General features: G+C 65.4%; 15 protein-coding genes. 13 read left to right on the top strand and 2 right to left on the bottom strand.

Going from position 1 to position 19,485, the window contains the following annotated elements; all coding sequences use genetic code 11:
- Positions 1-58 precede the first annotated feature (58 nt).
- The 4 genes from estP to E8F20_RS20790 all read left to right on the top strand — a co-directional run bounded on the left by estP (position 59) and on the right by E8F20_RS20790 (position 6,189).
- Positions 59-1,999 (top strand): esterase EstP, encoded by a 1,941-nt coding sequence (estP, locus tag E8F20_RS20775; RefSeq protein ID WP_280285412.1) that lies wholly within the window; start codon positions 59-61, stop codon positions 1,997-1,999.
- 380 nt (positions 2,000-2,379) lie between these two features.
- Positions 2,380-4,152 (top strand): phosphoethanolamine transferase CptA, encoded by a 1,773-nt coding sequence (gene cptA / locus E8F20_RS20780; protein ID WP_280285413.1) that lies wholly within the window; start codon positions 2,380-2,382, stop codon positions 4,150-4,152.
- Between the two features lie 75 nt (positions 4,153-4,227).
- Positions 4,228-5,142, top strand: coding sequence for a DUF808 domain-containing protein (locus E8F20_RS20785; protein WP_280285414.1), 915 nt, complete (start codon positions 4,228-4,230; stop codon positions 5,140-5,142).
- A gap of 117 nt (positions 5,143-5,259) precedes the next feature.
- A complete protein-coding gene (locus E8F20_RS20790; protein ID WP_280285415.1) occupies positions 5,260-6,189 on the top strand; it encodes a pentapeptide repeat-containing protein in 930 nt (309 codons plus the stop codon).
- A 16-nt stretch (positions 6,190-6,205) separates the two neighbouring features.
- On the opposite strand, the gene E8F20_RS20795 is transcribed toward E8F20_RS20790, so the two are convergent.
- Positions 6,206-6,601 carry a YkgJ family cysteine cluster protein gene (locus E8F20_RS20795; RefSeq protein WP_028629853.1) on the bottom strand — a complete coding sequence of 132 codons (396 nt, stop codon included), beginning with the start codon at positions 6,599-6,601 and terminating at the stop codon, positions 6,206-6,208.
- Between the two features lie 266 nt (positions 6,602-6,867).
- Here E8F20_RS20795 and E8F20_RS20800 point away from each other — a divergent pair, with 266 nt between their 5' ends.
- The 7 genes from E8F20_RS20800 (at position 6,868) to E8F20_RS20830 (ending at position 16,317) form a co-directional block, all read left to right on the top strand.
- Entirely contained in the window at positions 6,868-10,458 is a 3,591-nt protein-coding gene (locus tag E8F20_RS20800) for a DUF2339 domain-containing protein (RefSeq protein ID WP_280285416.1), read from the top strand.
- Positions 10,455-11,837, top strand: a complete 1,383-nt coding sequence (locus tag E8F20_RS20805; protein WP_280285417.1) for a DUF3999 domain-containing protein — start codon at positions 10,455-10,457, stop codon at positions 11,835-11,837. Before E8F20_RS20800 ends, E8F20_RS20805 begins: the two co-directional genes overlap by 4 nt.
- 172 nt (positions 11,838-12,009) lie before the next feature.
- Complete coding sequence (locus E8F20_RS20810; protein ID WP_280285418.1) at positions 12,010-13,659, top strand: histidine kinase N-terminal 7TM domain-containing protein; 1,650 nt, start codon at positions 12,010-12,012, stop codon at positions 13,657-13,659.
- 155 nt (positions 13,660-13,814) lie between these two features.
- Positions 13,815-14,825 (top strand): class 1 fructose-bisphosphatase, encoded by a 1,011-nt coding sequence (locus E8F20_RS20815; protein WP_028629849.1) that lies wholly within the window; start codon positions 13,815-13,817, stop codon positions 14,823-14,825.
- Positions 14,826-14,828: 3 nt separating this feature from the next.
- Positions 14,829-15,428, top strand: coding sequence for a DUF924 family protein (locus E8F20_RS20820; protein WP_280285419.1), 600 nt, complete (start codon positions 14,829-14,831; stop codon positions 15,426-15,428).
- 68 nt (positions 15,429-15,496) lie between these two features.
- Positions 15,497-15,751 carry an outer membrane protein assembly factor BamE gene (gene bamE, locus E8F20_RS20825; protein ID WP_028629847.1) on the top strand — a complete coding sequence of 85 codons (255 nt, stop codon included), beginning with the start codon at positions 15,497-15,499 and terminating at the stop codon, positions 15,749-15,751.
- A gap of 32 nt (positions 15,752-15,783) precedes the next feature.
- Positions 15,784-16,317 (top strand): lipocalin family protein, encoded by a 534-nt coding sequence (locus E8F20_RS20830; protein WP_280285442.1) that lies wholly within the window; start codon positions 15,784-15,786, stop codon positions 16,315-16,317.
- 27 nt (positions 16,318-16,344) lie between these two features.
- Here the strand turns inward: E8F20_RS20830 and E8F20_RS20835 are convergent, their stop codons facing one another.
- Complete coding sequence (locus E8F20_RS20835) at positions 16,345-17,709, bottom strand: formimidoylglutamate deiminase (protein ID WP_280285420.1); 1,365 nt, start codon at positions 17,707-17,709, stop codon at positions 16,345-16,347.
- 193 nt (positions 17,710-17,902) lie between these two features.
- Between E8F20_RS20835 and hutC the strand changes: the two genes are divergently transcribed.
- The gene (hutC, locus tag E8F20_RS20840; RefSeq protein ID WP_280285421.1) at positions 17,903-18,655 is read left to right on the top strand and encodes a histidine utilization repressor; all 753 of its coding nucleotides are present in this window, start codon (positions 17,903-17,905) and stop codon (positions 18,653-18,655) included.
- Positions 18,652-19,236 carry a HutD family protein gene (locus E8F20_RS20845; RefSeq protein WP_280285422.1) on the top strand — a complete coding sequence of 195 codons (585 nt, stop codon included), beginning with the start codon at positions 18,652-18,654 and terminating at the stop codon, positions 19,234-19,236. The genes hutC and E8F20_RS20845 overlap by 4 nt, the downstream gene beginning before the upstream one ends.
- The last annotated feature ends 249 nt before the right edge of the window (positions 19,237-19,485 follow it).

Raw genomic sequence — 19,485 nt, forward strand, 5'->3', positions numbered from 1 at the left:
CGGGCTTTCTGGTACTTTCGTGCCTCCAAACAATAAGAACAATCACGGAGTAAGTAGCATGACCAGAATGGCGCTCAAGCCGCTCGTGGCAGCCTGCCTGCTGACCACGCTGTCCACTGCATTACAGGCGGCTCCTTCCCCCTATTCCACCCTGGTGGTGTTCGGCGACAGTCTCAGCGACGCCGGGCAGTTCCCAGATCCCGGTGGCCCCGCCGGCAGCACCTCACGGTTCACCAACCGCGTTGGCCCGACGTACCAGAACGGCAGCGGCGAGATCTTCGGCGCGACCGCCCCCATGCTACTCGGCGGCAGTCTCGGCATTGCGCCTGGAGACCTTGGTGCCTCCACGTCGCCGGTCAACGCCCAGCAGGGCATCGTCGATGGCAACAACTGGGCGGTCGGCGGCTACCGCACCGACCAGATATTGGACTCGATCACCGCGTCGGGCGGCTCGGTGGTCGAGCGCAACGGCACCGTACTGCGCAGCCGTGATGGCTACCTGGTGGACCGCGCGAGCCAGGGGCTGAGCGCTGATCCGAATGCCCTCTACTACCTCACCGGCGGCGGCAACGACTTCCTCCAGGGGCGCATCCTCAATGATCTCCAGGCCCGCCAGGCGGCGGGGCGCCTGGTCGACAGCGTGGAGGCCCTGCAACAGGCTGGCGCCCGTTACATCATGGTTTGGCTGTTGCCGGATCTGGGTCTGACCCCGGCGACGTTCGGCAGCCCGATCCAGTCCTTCGCGACTCAACTCAGCACCACCTTCAACACCGAGTTGGCCGCGCAACTGGGCCAGGTGAATGCCAACATCATCCCGCTGAACATTCCCCTGCTGCTCAAGGAGGGCCTGGCCAGCCCCGGTGCTTTTGGCCTGGCCACCGACCAGGACCTGATCGGCACCTGCTTCAGCGGCGACGGTTGCGTCGGCAACCCCACCTACGGGCTCAACGGTACCTCGCCGGATCCAACCAAGCTGCTGTTCAACGACAGCGTGCACCCGACCATCGCCGGTCAGCGGCTGATTGCCGACTACGCCTATTCGTTGCTTGCAGCGCCCTGGGAGGTGACCCTGCTGCCCGAGATGGCTCATGGCACCCTGCGGGCCTATCAGGATGAGCTGCGCAATCAGTGGCAGGCGGATTGGGAAAACTGGCAGGGCGTGGGCCAGTGGCGCGCCTTTGTTGCCGGTGGCGGCCAGCATCTGGACTTCGACTCCCAGGACAGCGCTGCCAGCGGCGACGGCAACGGCTACAACCTCACCCTCGGCGGCAGCTACCGGCTTGACGATGCCTGGCGTGCCGGTGTCGCGGCGGGGTTCTTCCGGCAAGAGCTGGAGGCCGGCGTCGAGGACTCGGAATACCGCCTGAACAGCTATCTGGCCAGCGCCTTCGTCCAATACCAGGAGAACCGCTGGTGGGCGGATGCCGCGTTGACTGGTGGCTATCTCGACTACGACGACCTGAAGCGCAAGTTCGCCCTTGGCGGCGGCTCGCGCAGCGAGAAGGGGGATACCGACGGTTACCTGTGGGCCTTCAGCGCACGTCTGGGCTATGACATTGCCCAGCAAGCCAACAGCCCATGGCATCTTTCCCCGTTCATCAGCGCCGACTATGCGCGAGTAGAGGTCGACGGTTACGCCGAGGACGGTGCAAATGCCACGTCGCTCAACTTTGACGACCAAAAGCGCAATTCCAAGCGCCTGGGCGCCGGCCTTCAGGGCAAGTACGCGTTCAGCGCCGACACCCAGGTGTTCGCCGAGTATGCCCATGAACGGGAGTATGAGGACGATACGCAGGACCTGACCCTTTCCCTCAACAGCCTGCCCGGGAATCGCTTCACGCTCGAAGGCTTTACGCCACAGGACCACCTGAACCGGGTGAACCTTGGTTTCAGCCAGGCGCTGACGCCGGAGCTGTCGCTGCGCGGCGGCTACAGTTGGCGCAAGGGGGAGGACGATACCCAGCAAGGCGCCAGTCTGGCCTTGACCCTGGACTTCTGATCCCGCTTCCCGGCCGTCGGTGTCTTCCGACGGCCGGTTTTCGTTCCGATTCTGATCGGTTCGATCCGATCACGCAGGGCTCCAGCAATGGCGATTGCTTCGGCTATGTCTGCGTTAGCTGTTGCGAGAAATTCACCCTAGGGCCAAGAGCCTTGTAGGAGCTGGCTTGCCAGCGAAACGTGGTCATTCGCTGGCGAGCCAGCTCCTACGGGTAATGCAGCTGCCTACAACACTTAATGCAGACATAGCCATTGCTTCCCTGAAGAGGTTCTCATCGACGCTGTTCGGCCAGCGCTTGACGAACTTTTCACGTTTTCAAAGTCATATTTCCTGCCTTTCGATCAGGTTGACTGGTCAGGGCTCGACTAGGGCGGATGTTTATGAAGTTTGCGGCAAGCAAGGCCGAGGAGCGGCCGATCGATTGGGCCGGGTTGGGCTGGCTCTTCCTGTTTTTCTGGTACTTCTCGGGCGTGACCCAACTGCTGATCCAGGTGACGGGGACCAGTGGGTTCACTGGATTCCGCCAGGCATTTCTACTGAGCGGCTTGTGGCTGATCCCGGTGCTGCTGTTCCCTGCGCGTACGCGGGCCATCGCCGCCGGACTGGGGGCATTGCTGTGGCTGGCGTCGCTACCGGCCTTCGGTTACTTCCTGGTCTACGGCCAGGAGTTCTCCCAGAGCGTCATCTTCATCATGTTCGAGTCGAACGTGGCGGAGGGCTCCGAGTATCTGGCCCAGTACTTCGCCTGGTGGATGGTGCCGGTCTTTCTCGGCTACATGGCCGGGGCCGTGCTGCTGTGGACGCGCCTGCGCCCGGTCCACCTGCCCCGTGGCAAGGCGCTGCTGGCGAGTTTGGCACTGCTGGCAGCGCTGGTTGGTTATCCGGCGGTCAAGCAGGGCTTGGGTAACGACAGTTTCGAAGCGGCTCGCGACAGTTTCGAGAAGCGCATGGAGCCGGCCGTGCCCTGGCAACTGCTGGTGGGCTACCGGCAGTACCGCCAGCAATTGGCGGATATGCACCACCTGCTGGCAGGTAATGCGCGCATCGCGCCGCTCGCCAACCTCCAGGATGCCCATGCCGGCCTGCCGGCGACGCTGGTGCTGGTGATCGGCGAATCCACCAATCGCCAGCGCATGAGCCTCTACGGCTATCCGCGCCGAACCACGCCGAACCTCGACCGCATTCGCGAGCAGCTGGATGTCTTCGACAACGTCATCACCCCGCGCCCATACACCATCGAGGCGCTGCAACAGGTGCTGACCTTCGCCGATGAGAAGAATCCGGACCTCTACCTGACCAAACCGTCGCTGCTGAACATGATGAAGCAGGCCGGCTACAAGACGTACTGGATCACCAACCAGCAGACCCTGACCAAGCGCAACACCATGCTCACCACCTTTTCCAAGCAGGCGGATGAGCAGTTCTATCTGAACAACAACCGCAACCAGAACGCCCGTCAGTACGACGACGATGTGCTGCCGCCCTTCGAGAAGGTGCTGGCAGACCCGGCGCCGCGCAAGTTCATCGTGGTGCACCTGCTGGGCACCCACATGAGTTACCAGTACCGCTATCCGCCGGCATACGAGCGCTTCACTGATCGCCAGGGCGTGCCGGCCAGTGTCACTGACGACCAGCTCCCCACCTACAACAGCTACGACAATGCCGTGTTGTTCAATGACCATGTGGTGTCGAGCCTGATCGAGCGTTTCTCCGGCAGCCGCGCCAACGGCTTCCTGCTCTACCTGTCCGACCACGGCGAAGCGGTGTTCGACCCGGAGCATCCCCAGGTGCTGGGGCGCAACGAGGCGGCCCCGACTGCCCCCATGTACACCATCCCCTTCATGCTCTGGCGCTCGCCGCAGTGGCGCGCGGAGCATCCCCAGGCGCTGCGTGCCAACCTTGGCCGCCCCTACAGCAGTTCGAGCTTCATCCACACCTGGGCGGATCTGGCCGGGCTACGCTTCGATGGCTTCGACCCGAGCCGCAGTGTGGTCAGCACCGCCTTCCAGCCGCGCCCGCTGCTGATTGGTGACCCATACCGGCCCAAGGCGCTGATCGATTTCAGCCTGATCAAGCCCAAGACCAGACCTGTCGACATCGAAGTGGTCGGCGGCGGGCGTGAACCGACGGGCAGAAAAGCGCCGCCGGGTTGACCGGCGGGGCGTTTTTGTCTGTAGTGCGCCTTCGCCGAACCAAGGCGCCCCGTTTCCCCTCTGCAAGGACCCACCATGGCCGGAGCCAGCCTGCTGACCCTGATCGACGACATCGCGACCCTGCTCGATGACGTCTCGGTAATGACCAAAGTCGCCGCGAAGAAGACCGCAGGTGTCCTGGGCGATGACCTGGCGCTGAACGCCCAGCAGGTCAGCGGCGTGCGCGCCGATCGCGAGCTGCCGGTGGTCTGGGCGGTGGCCAAGGGGTCGATGGTGAACAAGGCCATCCTGGTGCCGGCGGCCCTGCTGATCAGCGCATTCGCACCCTGGGCGGTGATTCCGCTGCTGATGCTCGGGGGGGCGTTTCTCTGCTTCGAAGGTTTCGAGAAGCTGGCGCACAAGTGGTTGCACAGCCACGAAGAGGACGAGCAGGCCCATGCGGCCTTGACCGAAGCCGTGGCCAATCCCGAAGTCGACCTGGTGGCCATGGAGAAGGACAAGATCAAGGGGGCCATTCGTACCGACTTCATCCTGTCCGCCGAGATCATTGTCATTACCCTGGGCACGGTGTCCGCTGCTCCCTTCGGTACCCAAGTGGCAGTGCTTGCAGGCATCGCATTGATCATGACGGTGGGGGTGTATGGCCTGGTGGCTGGCATCGTGAAGCTGGACGACCTGGGGTTCTATCTGGTCCGTCAGGCCAGTTCCGCGGCCCAGGCCATTGGACGGGCCATCCTCGTTGCCGCCCCCTGGATGATGAAAGGGCTGTCGGTGCTGGGCACTGCCGCCATGTTCCTGGTGGGTGGCAGCATCATCCTCCACGGCATTCCCGCTGCCCATCACCTGCTGGAGCCGGTGCTGGCAGCGTCTGGCGGCTTCGCCTGGCTGGTGCAGATACTGGTCGATGGTTTGGCGGGCATCGTCTCCGGCGCCCTGGTGCTGGCGGGGGTGAGTCTGGTGAAAAAGCTGCTGTCGGCCGTGAAGGGCTGAACTGCTGACTGTGCGGGGCCTTGAGGTAGCTGCGCCGCCACAGTGTTTCGACGCTGATGCGGCGCGATTTCTGGGGCTTTGGACTAGGCTGAAAATCCGTACCCCGGGTTTGCCAATATGCTCGACATCCCCCCTGAGGACGACTTCTGGCGGGATGCCAAGCAGGACAAATCGGAAGCGCCTGAACTCACTTCTGCGCTTGAGGCGCGGGCACGCAGTGGCGCGCCGATGCGGGGTTTTTGCCTGAAGAAGTGCCAGCTAGCTGGCCTCGATCTGGTGCACCGTGGCAGCGCCGTCGGCTATGACTTGTCCGGCAGCGATCTCTACCGCGCCGACCTGCGCGGTGCACACCTGTTTACGATCAACCTGCGCGGCGCTTCACTGATGAAGGCCGACCTGCGCGATGCCAACCTGCATTGCGCCGATCTGCGCGATGCCAATCTGCTGGGGGTGAAGCTCGACGGTGCACGCCTGGACAACGTGGTGTGGGGCGAGCAGGTGCAGCAGGAGCGTCAGGCGCGTGCGGCACGCAAGGCCGGGCAACGGGAGCAGATGTTCGATCTGTTGCAGCAGGCCGAAGAGGTCTATCGCAACCTGCGCCTCCACCTGGAGCAGGCCGGGTTGTTCGAGCAGGCAGGGCGCTTCTTCTATCGCGAGATGGTCATGCGCCGGCTGCAGATGCCGCGCTGGTCCGGGCATCGCTTTTTCTCGTGGATGGTCGATCTGTTTTGCGGTTACGGCGAGCAGCCGTTGCGGGTGGTGCTGTTTTCCGTGGGCTTCATGCTGTTTTTCGCCCTGCTCTATTTTCTGGCGGGCATTCATCACGGAGACGTGCGACTGGCCTTCTCCCCGGACCAGGACGTACTGACCAACCTGATGGAGCTGGCGGCTTGCATGTACTTCAGCGTGGTGACCTTCACCACCCTCGGATATGGCGACATCGCGCCGCTGGGCCTGTCGCGGCCATTGGCGGCCTTCGAAGCGTTCGTCGGCAGCTTCACCATGGCGCTGTTCGTGGTGGTCTTCGTGAAGAAGATGACCCGCTAGCGCCAGAACCCGGGGTTCAGTCCTTCGGCTTGAAGGCGCAGTAGCCCGGGCGCGGGCCGATGCGCGGGTGGTTGCGGCAGGTTTCCGGGCGCTTGTCGTAGACGGTGCACAGACGGCTTTTGCGGTCGAGGAAGTAGCAGTCGTTGTTGCCCATGCGGGTGAGGGTGAAGATGCCGGACTTCTGGTTGAAGCGCTCCACCACGCCGTCCTTCATCAGCCTTTTCGCGATGTTCTTCGGCGGTTCGCCCCGCTCGAACTCGGCGACCAGCTCCAGGCGGATCAGGTCGCTCAGACGCGTTTCGACCGGCATGGTGCAGCAGCTGGAGGCGCAGGCGTGGCACATGGTCTTTTCGTATTTGATCCAGGTGTCCGTCCGGTCAAGGTCGGCACCGACGATCATCATGGTCTTCATGGTCGGCGAACAGGCTAGGGGAGAAGGGCGGGCATCATAGCGATGTCGGTGAAAAAGTGAACAGTTTCCCGTCGGGGAACGCGAAATTTCCCTTTGTCTCGCCAGATTTGTGTCGATATTGCGTTGGACTGTAGGAATCTTCTGTATCCGTGAGCCAGGACTCAGGCGTCTCTATTGGGTCGACGCCCGTTCTCCTGTAGCGTCCGGCCAGTCGAGGCTGCGATGGATGTGGCCGCAATGTGCTCAATCATCCGAGAAAACGCTGCATGCAATGGATCTTCATGCTGGTTGGCCTGGCCTTCGGGGCCGGGATTGATGAAAGCGTCACGGGTGCCCTGCTCGGCGGCCTGATGGGCCTGGGGTTGGGCCAGGCCATTCGCCTCCAGGGGCTGGCGCGGGAGAACGCTGAGTTGCGCAAGGCGCAGGCCAGCTTCGCCGCCCGTTTCGACAAAGGCACCCAGGCCATCCATGAGCGCCTGCTCAAGGTAGAGCTGGGCAATGCGCAGCCGGCTGCAGAGGCGCCACCCCCCGTTACCCAACCTGAGGTGGCTCCGGCTGAGCGCGCGCCCGAGACGGTGCCCGACGACGATTCCGAGCTGGTCTGGGAGTTGCCTGCCGAGGTGCTGGTGGAACCGGTTGCCGCTGCGGAGCCCGCGCCAGCGGCTGCCCCGCCCGCCGATGCCTGGGGCCGTGAAGCGCGCCCCAGCGCTCCCCGGCAGGCACCCGCAAGCCCGCCCAAACCCCGCGAACCCTCGCTGCTCGAGAGGGGTTTTGCCGCGGCCCGCAACTGGCTGTTCGGCGGCAATACCGTGTTGCGCGTTGGGGTGGTGCTGCTCTTCCTGGGCCTGGCCTTCCTGCTGCGCTATGCCACTGAAGGCATGGTTGTTCCCATCGAACTGCGCTATGCCGGGGTAGCCCTGGCGGCTATTGCCTTGCTCGGCCTTGGCTGGTGGCTACGCCGACGCAATCCGAACTACGGGCTGATGCTCCAGGGCGCCGGTATTGCCGTGCTCTACCTGACGGTGTTCGCCGCCATGCGCCTGCATCCGCTGCTGGACCCGACGATGGCCTTCGGCCTGCTGGTGACGGTCACCCTGTTCTCCGCCATCCTCGCCGTGGCCCAGGATGCACTCGGCCTGGCCGCCGTTGCAGCCCTGGGCGGTTTCGCCGCGCCGATCCTCACCTCCAGTGGCAGCGGCAACCATGTGGCGCTCTTCAGCTACTTCGCACTGCTCAACGCGGGCATCTTCGCGATTGCCTGGTTCAAGGCCTGGCGGCTGCTCAATCTGATCGGTTTCGTCGGGACCTTCGGCATCGGCTTTGCCTGGGGCCTGCGCTCTTACCGTCCGGAGCTCTTCGCCAGCACCGAGCCCTTCCTGGTGTTGTTCTTCCTGATGTACGTGGGCATCGGCCTGCTGTTCGCCCGGCGCAAGCTGGCGGATGCGGCGGACGCGCCCGAAGAGCGTGGCGAATTGCTGCGCTGGTCGGCACGTCAGGGCGATACGGTGGACGGCACCGTACTGTTCGGTCCGCCCATCATCGGTTTCGGCCTGCAAGTGGCGTTGATCCGCCATATCGAGTTCGGCGCCGCCTTCAGTGCCCTCGCCCTGGGGCTGTTCTACATCGTCCTGGCACGAGTCCTTGCCGGCCGCACGGCTGGTCGCGCGCTGCTGCTGGTGGAAACCTGCCTGGCGCTGGGCGTGGTGTTCGGCAGCCTGGCGATTCCGCTGGGGCTGGATGCCCGCTGGACGTCTGCCGCCTGGGCGGTAGAGGGCGCTGGGATCTACTGGCTTGGCCTGCGTCAGGGCCGGCCCTTGGCGCGGGCGTTCGCCTTGCTGCTGCAATTTGGCGCGGCCGTGGCCTTCCTGGGCGGGTTGCGTGACGGGGGCGATGCCTTGCTGGACGGCTCGCCCCTGGGGGCCTTGATGCTGGGTGCGGCGCTGCTGTTCGTGTTCTGGCAGCTGCGCCGGGCACCCGTTGAGGCTGCCTCCGAGCTAGAGCGCCGCTGCCTGCCAGCGCAGGCCTGCGCAGGCCTGGCATTCCTTTACCTGATGGCGCCGCTTGCGCTTGCCGCCGAAGGCACGGCCATCGCCTGGGCCCTGGCCGGTCTGGCGACCCTCTTCGTTGGGCTGCGGCTGGGGGCGCGCACCTTCCTGTTCAGTGCGTTCGCGGTGCAGTTGTTCGGCGGGGCGATCTTCCTCCTCGATATGGATGGCACGGGCCTGGGTAGCGGCGAGGTGCAGGGCTGGCGTGGGCTGATGGTGGCCTCGCTGATCGGCCTGGCGCTGATTGCCGGCATGTTGCTGACGGCACGCCACCCACTGGCGCGCAGCGACGCACGCCTGTTGCGCGGCCTGTCGCTGGTACTGTTGGTGGGGCTGGCCTTCGTCAATCTGGCGGTGCTGTTCGTCCTGCCCTGGCGCACGGCGGGTGCGGTCTGGGCGGGCAGTGGGCTGCTGATCCTCTGGCTTAGCCTCTATTTGCAGCAGCGCGCGGCATTCTGGTTCGGCCTGCTCTTGCAGTTACTGGCGGGCATGAGCTTCCTCGCGGTCAGCCCGCTGCTGCTGGGCGAGCTGAGTGGCGAAGGCTTGCGACCGCTGGCCCATGCCGGCTTCTGGACGCCAGCGGTGCTGGCCATGGCGGCCTTTATCGGGGCCTGGCGCCTGCAGCGCGTGGCGCGCGTCGACGCGGCCATGGCGGGGCTCAGCCTGGCGCACCTGGCGCAGTTGCTGCTGGCCTGGAGCGCCGGTTGGTGGGCGCTGGCCTGGCTGGCGGAAATCGGCCGCTTCGTGGAGCCCGGGATGCAGGTGCCGGCGGCATTGCTACTGGCCGCCGCCAGCGTGGCCTTCACCACCTGGCTGGCAGGGCGTGAGCAATGGCGCGCGCTGGCCTTGCTTTGCCTGGTGCTGGCTCCGGCGGGGTTGATGGCGTTGGCGGTTGCCTGGGCGCCGCAGTATCACCCGGCGGCGCGGCTTGGCTGGGCCGGCTGGAGTGCGCTGTTCGTGGTTCACCTGCTGGCCCTGCGACGGCTCGACGGCCTGTTGCCGGCCGGTGCGCGCAGTGCCGCCCATGTGCTGGGTTGCTGGTTGCTGCTCGGCGTGCTGGCGCTGGAGCTGCGTTACCTGCTGATGCTGTTGTCTGAGCAGTACAACGCCTGGCGATGGCTGGGCTGGGCGCTGTTGCCGAGCGCCTGGCTGCTGTTGGTGGCGCTGCGACCGCGTCTGCCGTGGCCGGTCGCAGCCTACCCGCAGGAATACCGCCTTTGGGCATCGCTGCCGCTGGCGCTGCTGATGCTCGCCTGGTTCTGGGTCGCCAACGCCTGGAGCGATGGCGCTGCCGAACCGCTGCCCTATCTGCCGCTGCTCAACCCGCTGGAGCTGGGGCTGCTGTTCGCGCTGCTCGGCGTCTGCCTCTGGCTGCGTGATTGCTTGCGCCAGTTCGGCCTGGTCACGCCACCGACCTGGCTTGCGCAGGGGGTGGCCGGGGTGTCGCTGTTCGCCTTGGCCACCGCGGCGGTGTTCCGCTGCGCCCACCACTGGGGCGGTGTGCCGTACCAATTGGAGACGCAGCTCGACTCGATGCTTGTGCAGGCTGGGCTCTCCATCGTCTGGACCAGCATTGCCCTTGGCCTGATGGTCGGCGGGCACCTGCGTGCCCGCCGTGAACTCTGGCTGGTAGGCGCGGCGCTGATCGCGCTGGTGGTGGCGAAGCTGTTCTTCGTCGAACTGGGCAATCGCGGTGGCCTGGAACGCATCGTGTCCTTCATTGGCGTCGGCGTCCTGCTGCTGGTCGTCGGCTACTTCGCGCCCCTGCCGCCCAGGCGCGCGGAACCTGAACAGGAGCGGGTCAACGCATGATCAGATTCTCTAGCCTGCGCCGCCCAGGCCTGGCCCTGCTGGCCGGCTTGGGATTGGTCTGCCAGCCGCTGCTCGCCGCTGAGCAGCCGGACGATTTCACCACCCGCGTTGAGTTGCGTCTTGATGGCGAAGGCCCCTGGTATCGCATGGACCTGCCTATGGCGCTGCACTTCGCCGCGCGCCATGCGGACCTGCGCGATCTGCGGGTGTTCAACGCCGAAGGCGAGGCTCTGGCCTACGCCCTGACCCGCAGCAGCGCCAGCGAGCAACGCGCCCGCCGTGAACATGCGTTGCGCAGGTTTCCGTTGCGCGGTCCTGCCGAAGGGGCAGGTCTGCCCAGTGTGCGGGTCGAGCGCAGCACCACCGGCACCGTGGTGCAGGTGGTGCCTGACGGCCCGGCTTCGGCGGGTGAGCAGCTGCGTGGCTGGCTGCTAGACGCCAGCGGCGTGCAGGCGCCCCTGGAAAAGCTGAACCTGGACTGGAACGCCGGCGGTGAGGGTTTCCAGCGTTTCAGCATCGAGGCCAGCGATGACTTGCAGCATTGGGAGTCCTGGGGGGATGGTCAGGTGGCCCGGTTGTCCTTCGCAGACCAGCGCATCGACCAGCGAGAAGTGTCCCTGCCTGGACGTTCGGCGCGCTATCTGCGGCTGATCTGGCAGAGCCCACCGCAGGCGCCTGAGCTGACGGCCGTGACCGTGGTGAGCGCCAGCCGGCAGAGCCTGCCGGCGACCATGGCCTGGTCTGCGCCGCTGGAGCCGATCAGCAGCAAAGATGGCCAATATGTCTGGGACTTGCCGCTGGGGCTGCCCATCGAGCGTCTGCGTATTGCCGTGGAACGGCCGGGTAGCCTGTTGCCGGTGCAGGTGGAGGCCCGTCGCGATGGTGCCCCGCAATGGCAGCCGTTGACGTCCGGCCTGCTCTACCGACTGCCCCAGGACGGCAAGGAGGTGGCCCGGGAGGAATTGGATCTGCCGGGCTGGATGTCGGTCAAGCAACTGCGCCTGACGGTGGACCCGCGCGCCGGTGGTTTCGGCCAGCAGGTGCCGCGCCTGGAGGTGGGTATGCACGCGACCCAGGTGGTGTTCCTCGCCCGAGGCAACCCGCCGTTCGTGCTGGCCCTGGGCAATCTCGACGCGAGCCGCTCGGAACTGCCCCTGGCCACGCTGGTGCCGGGTTTCGACAGTTCCAGCCTGGCGAAGATGGGGCTGGCCGACGCGGTGGCGCTACCGCCGCAAACCGGCGTGCATCTGACGGAGCGGCAGACTGCAGGGCAGATCGTCTGGAAGCGTGTCGGGCTCTGGGCGGTGTTGCTGCTGGGTGTTGGCCTGTTGGGCGCCATGGCGTTCAGCCTGTTGCGACGGCCAACTGCGCGATCCTGAGTATCGACGGAAGACCCTACGGCGATAGTGGCTTTTTGATGTATCTTTGTTCGGTATTTCCTGGGGCGGCAACCTGCCGTCCCAATGCCAGGTCAGGACGGCCAGTGCTCAGCCTTCAGCAGTTCTCTCCAGATTTCGCTTCGCCGCTTGCCGCGCTCCCAGGAGCTTGGCGATGAACGCCTGCCTGGCCAGTGGCTGGAGCCTCAACGGCCCGGTGGTGCTGACCATCGCTGTTGGACTGGGGGTCATGCTCATGGCGCGCTGGGTCAGCCGCCAGCGCCATTTCCCAGGCCGCGAGAGCTTTATCGTCCTGCACTTCGGCATCTGCTGGTGGCTGGCTGCCGCAGGTCTGGAGCTGGCCGCGCAGGGCCCGCAGTGCAAGGTGTTCTGGGCCAGCATGGCGTGGCCCGGCATCATTGGCGTGCCGACGTTCTGGGCCGTCTTCCTCTGGCAGTACGTCAACAGCATCCGTGAGCCTTTGAGCCTGCGAGGCTTCCTGCTGCTGGGCATCGGTCCGCTGGTGGCTTCCGGCATGGCGTTGAGCAATCCCTGGCACCAGCTGTTCTACGGACCCGGCACCTTGCCGGTGGACGACTCACTCGGCGCGGCGATCCGCTATGACCACGGCCCGCTGTTCGATGCCGTGGCCATCTATGTCTATGTCTTCATGGTTTTCTGCCTGGCCGTGGTGACCCGTGCGGCACTGGCCAGCCATGGCCTCCATCGGCGCCATTATTTGGCCTTCGTGCTGGTTACCTGCGTGCCTTGGGGCGCCAACCTGAGCTATGTGGTCTACGGCTGGACGCTGTTCGGTTTCGACCCCACGCCCTTCAGCTTCGCGTTCACCCTGGTGGCGTTTGCCTGCCTGATTCTCGGCGTGCGCCTGTTCGATATGTTGCCGGTGGCGCGTCACCTGCTGCTCGAGGAGTTGCCCGACCCGGTGCTGGTGGTCGACCCCAGGCGCCGGGTGATCGACGCCAATCCTGCCGCTCTGGCGCTGGCCGGGCAGCCCGTGGCCTGGCAGGGCATGGGGCTTGCCAAGTGGCCGGTGTACGGCGTGGAGCTGGAGGCAATGCTGACGGCGGGAGAGCAGGAGATGTTGCTGGTTCCGGCCAGCTCTTCGCGCTATTTCGAAGTGCGTTCCCGCGATATCGAGCGGGTTACCCGGGGTGGCACCTTCATCCTCGGGCAGATGCTCTACCTGCGCGACATCACCGAGCGCCATTGCAGCGAACTCAAGCTGGCCGAGGCGCTCGCCACCAGCGAGGAGCGCCTGCGTACCATTACGCGGCTGCACGAACAATTGCAGGAGCAGGCCCTGCGCGACCCGTTGACCGGCCTTTACAACCGGCGCTACCTGGGCGAGCTGTTCGCCCGCGAGCTGGCCCGCAGCCAGCGAGAACGCACGCCCATCGCCCTGGCGTTGATCGACCTCGACCATTTCAAGCAGCTCAACGACCGCCACGGCCACTTGGTCGGCGACGACGTGCTACGTGCGGTGGCCATCCATCTGACCGGTAACCTGCGTGGCAGTGATGCGGTGTTCCGTATTGGTGGCGAGGAGTTCCTGTTGTTGCTGCCCGGTGCCACGGGCGACGAGGCTTTCGCCCGGCTGCAGGTGCTCTGCCAGGCGCTGGCCGGCCAGCCGCTGCCTACCCGCGAGGGGCCGTTGTCGGTGACCCTGTCCGCCGGGCTGGCGGTCTGGCCAGTCCAGGGTCAGACGCTGGAAGAGCTGATGCAGGTGGCCGATGCCGCCCTCTACGAGGCCAAGCGCAACGGCCGCAACCAGGTGCGGAGGATGGCGGCGCCCGCTGCCGGCTGACCGCGGAACCCGTCGCAATCCTTGTCGTCAGATGAATCCATAGCCCTTGCGGGCTGCCACCGCAGGCCGTTTCAGCACCTTCCATCCCGCTGAGAGGCATTGCGAATCGAGTCGCGCTAAACTGCGCGCATTTTTCCACCCTCCGGAGCCATTCCATGTCCCGCGTTACCCTGAGTCGCTACCTGATCGAGCAGACCAGAAGCCACAACACCCCTGCCGATCTGCGCTTCCTCATCGAGGTTGTCGCGCGCGCCTGTAAGGAAATCAGCCATGCGGTGTCCAAGGGCGCGCTCGGCGGCGTGCTCGGCAGCATGGGCACCGAGAACGTGCAGGGTGAGGTGCAGAAGAAGCTGGACGTGATGTCCAACGAGATTCTGCTGGAAGCCAACGAGTGGGGCGGTCACCTGGCCGGCATGGCCTCCGAGGAAATGGACAACGCCTACCAGATCCCCGGCAAATACCCGAAGGGTGCCTACCTGCTGGTGTTCGACCCGCTGGACGGCTCCTCCAACATCGACGTCAACGTGTCGGTGGGCACCATCTTCTCGGTACTGCGTTGCCCCGACCAGCACCTCTCGCAGAACGACAGCCTCAATGAGCAGGCTTTCCTCCAGCCGGGTTCCCAGCAGGTCGCCGCCGGTTACGCCATCTATGGCCCGCAGACCATGCTGATGCTGACCCTGGGCGATGGCGTGAAGGGCTTCACCCTGGACCGCGAACTGGGTTCTTTCGTGCTCACCCACGACAACATTCGCGTACCGGAAACCACCGCCGAGTTCGCCATCAACATGTCCAATGAGCGTCACTGGGAAGAGCCGGTGAAGCGCTACGTCGGCGAGATGCTGGCCGGCAAGGAAGGCCCGCTGAGCAAGAACTACAACATGCGCTGGATTGCCTCCATGGTGGCCGACGTGCACCGCATCCTCACGCGCGGCGGCATCTTCATGTACCCCTGGGACGCTCGTGAGCCGGAGAAGCCCGGCAAGCTGCGCCTGATGTACGAGGCCAACCCGATGTCCTTCATCATCGAGCAGGCCGGCGGCGCCTCCACCGATGGCCGTCAGCGCATCCTCGAAATCCAGCCGACGTCCCTGCACCAGCGCGTGCCGGTCTTCCTCGGTTCCAAGGAAGAAGTCGCCCGCGTCACCGGTTACCACCAGGAGTAACCCGTGCAGCCCTGGCAGCCGTTGCTCGACTGGTGGTTCGGCCCCGAGGCCTCCGCCAGCCAGACCGCCGCGGCGCGCCAGGGACTCTGGTTCGGCAAGAAAGACCATCAGGATGCCGAAGCCCGTGAGTGCTTCGGCGACCTGGTCGAACAGGCCCTGGCCGGCGATCTTGCCGACTGGGCCGAGCAGCCGAATGGCTGGCTGGCGCTGGTGCTCCTGCTGGACCAGTTGCCGCGCATGATCTTTCGCAACAGCCCGCGCGGTTTCGCCGGCGACGCGCGCGCCCAGGCGCTGGTGGCCGACGGCCTGGCCCGTGGCCTGGAGCGGCACCTCGCGCCGATCCGTCAGGTGTTCATTTACCTGGTGCTGGAACACGCCGAAGACCTGGCCAGCCAGGAGCGCGCCCTCTATCGCTATCGCTTTTTGCTCGACGGCGCCGACCTTGCGGACAGATCGCTGTTCGAAGGCTTCCTCGATTTCTCCGAGCGTCACCGGGTGGTCATCGCCCGCTTTGGTCGCTTCCCCCATCGCAACGCCGTCCTCGGCCGTCCATCCAGCGCTGAAGAATCCGCTTTCCTGCTGGAACCCGGCTCACGCTTCTAGGCTCAAATGGGGCAGCCTCGCGACCGCTGTGCCAAGCTTGTCGCGTCCCATCCGCCAAGGAGTGCTTCATGTCTCTGCGTACCCTCGCTCTTTTGTCCTGCTGCCTGGTGCTGGCCGCCTGCAACAAGCTCAACCAGGAAAACTATTCCAAGCTCAAGTCCGGCATGACCAAGGCCGAGGTCGAGATGCTGCTCGGCAGCCCGACCGAGTGCTCCGGTGCCGTGGGCCTGACCAGCTGCACCTGGGGTGACGAGAAGGCTTTCGTCAGCGTGCAGTACGCCGGTGACAAGGTGCTGATGTTCTCCGGCAAGGGGCTCAAGTGACGCGAACCGCCGTGGTGCTGGCGGCCCTGCTGATGGCCGGCTGCGCCAGTCATCACGAGGCGCCGCCCGCACCGCGCACGGTGGCGGCGGTGGACCTTGAGCGCTACCAGGGCACCTGGTACGAGCTGGCGCGGTTGCCGATGTTCTTCCAGCGCGGCTGCGCCCAGTCCGAGGCGCACTACAGCCTGCAGGGCGACGGCCGCCTAGGCGTACTGAACCGCTGCCGCACTCTGGACGGTGACTGGAAGGAAGCGCGCGGCAACGCCGTGCCCCAGGTGGAAGGACGTACCGACAAGCTGTGGGTGCGCTTCGATAACTGGTTCTCGCGGCTCTTTCCGGACGTTGCCAAGGGCGACTATTGGGTGCTGTACCTGGACGACGACTACCGCACCGCCATAGTGGGCAATCCCAATCGCCGGTACCTCTGGCTGCTGTCGCGAACGCCGGTGGTTTCGGAGAAGACTCGCGAGCAGTTGCTGGAACTGGTGGAAGAGCAGGGCTATGACACCGACCTGCTGATCTGGCGCACGCCGGACAGCGCCCTCTCCCCCAGCCCCTCTCCTTGAAGAGGAGAGGGGTGAGAACGGCTCGGGCTAGCGCAGGACGTCCCGCAATACCCCGGCAAAGGCCTTGGCCGTTTCCGCTTCCGCCGCATGTCGGCCCTCGCGCACTACCCAGTTTCCAGCCACCATCACATCGCGCACCTGGCGGTCGCCGCCAGCGAACAACCAGCGGTTGAGCAAGGCGTCACCGTCGGCGGTAGCGAGATAGGGGTCATCGCCGTCAAGCACGATCCAGTCGGCACGTTTGCCGACTTCCAGTGCGCCCACAGGCTGACCAAGGGCCTGGGCGCCACCGGCCAATGCGGCATCGAACAGGGCGCGGCCGACTTGGGGCTGGTCGGCGCGATACAGGCGGTTGCGGCGCTGGTCACGCAGGCGCTGGCCGTACTCCAGCCAACGCAGTTCCTCCACCACGCTGACCGACACATGGCTGTCAGAGCCGATGCCCAGGCGGCCGCCCTGGGCGAGGAAGTCCACCGCCGGGAAGATGCCGTCGCCCAGGTTGGCTTCGGTCGTCAGGCAGAGTCCGGCCACCGCGCCGCTTGAGGCCATGGCTGCTACTTCTCCGCTTTCGGCATGGGTCGCGTGCACCAGGCACCAGCGTTCGTCCACCGGCGCATGCTCGTACAGCCATTGCAGTGGGCGTCGGCCACTCCAGGCCAGGCAGTCATCCACTTCCTTCTGCTGCTCGGCGATGTGGATATGAATGGGTCGAGCGCCCTGTTCCGCCGCCAGCACTGCGCTCATTTGCTCGGGCGTGACCGCGCGCAGGGAGTGGAAGCACAGCCCTAGTTGTTGATTGGGCTGGCGGGCGATTTCGCCGCGCAGGCGCTCCTGCAGGGCCAGGTAGCTGTCGGTGCTGTGGATAAAGCGTCGTTGCCCGTCGTTGGGTGCCTGACCACCGAAGCCGGCGTGGCTGTAGAGCACTGGGAGCAGGGTCAGGCCGATGCCGGCGTCGCGAGCGGCCTGGCTGACCCGCAGGGACAGCTCGGCGGGGTCGGCATAGCGGCGGCCGTCAGCGTCATGGTGCACGTAGTGAAACTCGGCGACGCCGGTGTAGCCGGCCTTGAGCATCTCGATATAGAGCTGGCGGGCGATGATCTCCACCTGCTCCGAGTTGAGCCGGCCCACCAGCCGGTACATCAGGTCGCGCCAGGTCCAGAAGCTGTCGTTGGGGTTGCCCGCGACTTCGGCAAGCCCGGCCATGGCGCGCTGGAAGGCGTGGGAGTGCAGGTTCGGCATGCCCGCCAGCACGGGGCCCTGGAGGCGCTCGGCGCCTTCTGCGCTGGCATCGGTCAGGACCTGCTCGATCAGGCCGTTGAGGGATACGTCGAAGCGGACGTTGCGAGCCCAGCCTTGCGGCAAGAGGGCGCGTTCGGCGAAGAATGCGGACATGGTGAGGGGCCCTGGCATGGGTGGTTTTATTTGTATATACATATACAGACGTTTGTGGGTAACGTAAACTCACGTCAGTCGCGCACTTGTCTGGAGTTGTCGATTCCGGTACATGCCGGAAGCGGGCACCCAGTTCCGGGCTCAGCCTGTTTTCCTTCCAGGGTCCTGCCTCTTCGCCGACAAGGAGATTCCCGTGCCCAGTTCACCCGCCGCACCGTCTTCGCTGGCCGCCCAGATCGGGGAAGCTCCTGCACCCCTCTATGCCCGCGTCAAACAGATGATCAGCCAGCAGATCCAGAGCGGAGCCTGGCCACCGCACTACCGCGTGCCGTCCGAGAGCGAACTGGTCAACGAGTTGGGCTTCAGCCGCATGACCATCAACCGCGCGCTGCGCGAGCTGACCGCCGAAGGGCTGCTGGTGCGCATGCAGGGCGTGGGCACTTTCGTCGCCGAGCCCAAGGGCCAGTCGGCCCTGTTCGAAGTGCACAACATCGCCGAGGAGATCGCCGCACGCGGCCATCGCCACCATTGCGTGGTGGTCAGCCTGGTGGATGAAGTGGCTGGGCCCGAGCGTGCGATGGCGTTGGACCTGCGCGAGGGCCAGCGGGTGTTCCACTCGCGCATCGTGCATTTCGAGAACGACGTGCCGGTGCAGATCGAAGACCGCTTCGTGAACCCCGCCGTCGCCCCTGATTACCTGAAGCAGGACTTCACCCGCCTGACGCCCTACGCCTATCTGTCCCAGGTGGCACCGCTGACCGAGGGCGAGCATGTGGTCGAAGCCATCCTGGCCGACGCCGATGAATGCAAGCTACTGCAGATCGAGCGGGGCGAGCCCTGCCTGCTGATTCGCCGGCGCACCTGGTCCGGGCGCAATACCGTGACCAGCGCTCGCCTGCTCTACCCCGGTTCCCGCTACCGCCTCGAAGGACGTTTCGGTTCATGACCCAATCCCGCCTGCTGCGCGCCGCTGAGTACCCCCGTATGCCGTGGAAGAACGGCGCCGGTTCCACCCTGGAAATCGCTCGCGACGCAGGCGACGGTCTCGACGGCTTCGGCTGGCGACTGTCCATCGCCGATGTTGGCGAGTCCGGCGGCTTCTCCGCCTTTACCGGCTACCAGCGGGTGATCACCGTGCTGGAAGGTGCCGGCATGCGCCTGGAAGTGGATGGGCAATGGTCCCGCACACTCACCGTCCTGGATGCGTTCGCTTTCGATGGTGGTAGCGCAGTGCAGTGCGAACTGATCGACGGGCCGATCCGCGATTTCAACCTCATCTACTCGCCCAAGCGCTACGCCGCTCGCCTGCAATGGCTACGGGTCGCGGGCGAGGCCGAATTCTTCTCGTCCGCCAGCACCCTGTTGTTGTTCGCCGCCGAAGGCGGAGTGAGCCTTGCCCACGAAGGCCAGGTGTCTGCGGTTCTGGGTCGGCATGACTGCCTGCACCTGGAGAGCGCCGGCACCCTGGTCGGGGTGAAGCTGAGCGGCGCCGGCGCGGTCTGCCTGATCGAGCTGACGCCGCTCTGATTCCCAAGCCGGCTCCAACCTTGTAGGGGCGAATGAGTTGGCTATGTCTGCGTTAAGTGTTGCTAGAACGTCCAGAGCCAGGCTGCTTGCCGAGTTTTGCGGATGCTTCTGGTTTCGTCCCCCCGGACGAGTCCCTTTCTCAAGCGCCGAAAGGAACCAAAGGGCTTGCCCCTGCATCCGGGTTTGGCTCCGCCAAACTACCCTCCCTCCATCCTTGCTCCAGGGGCACGGCGAGAGGGGCCATCCATG

Source organism: Pseudomonas sp. BN415, from assembly GCF_029871195.1.
Taxonomy (GTDB): domain Bacteria; phylum Pseudomonadota; class Gammaproteobacteria; order Pseudomonadales; family Pseudomonadaceae; genus Metapseudomonas; species Metapseudomonas resinovorans.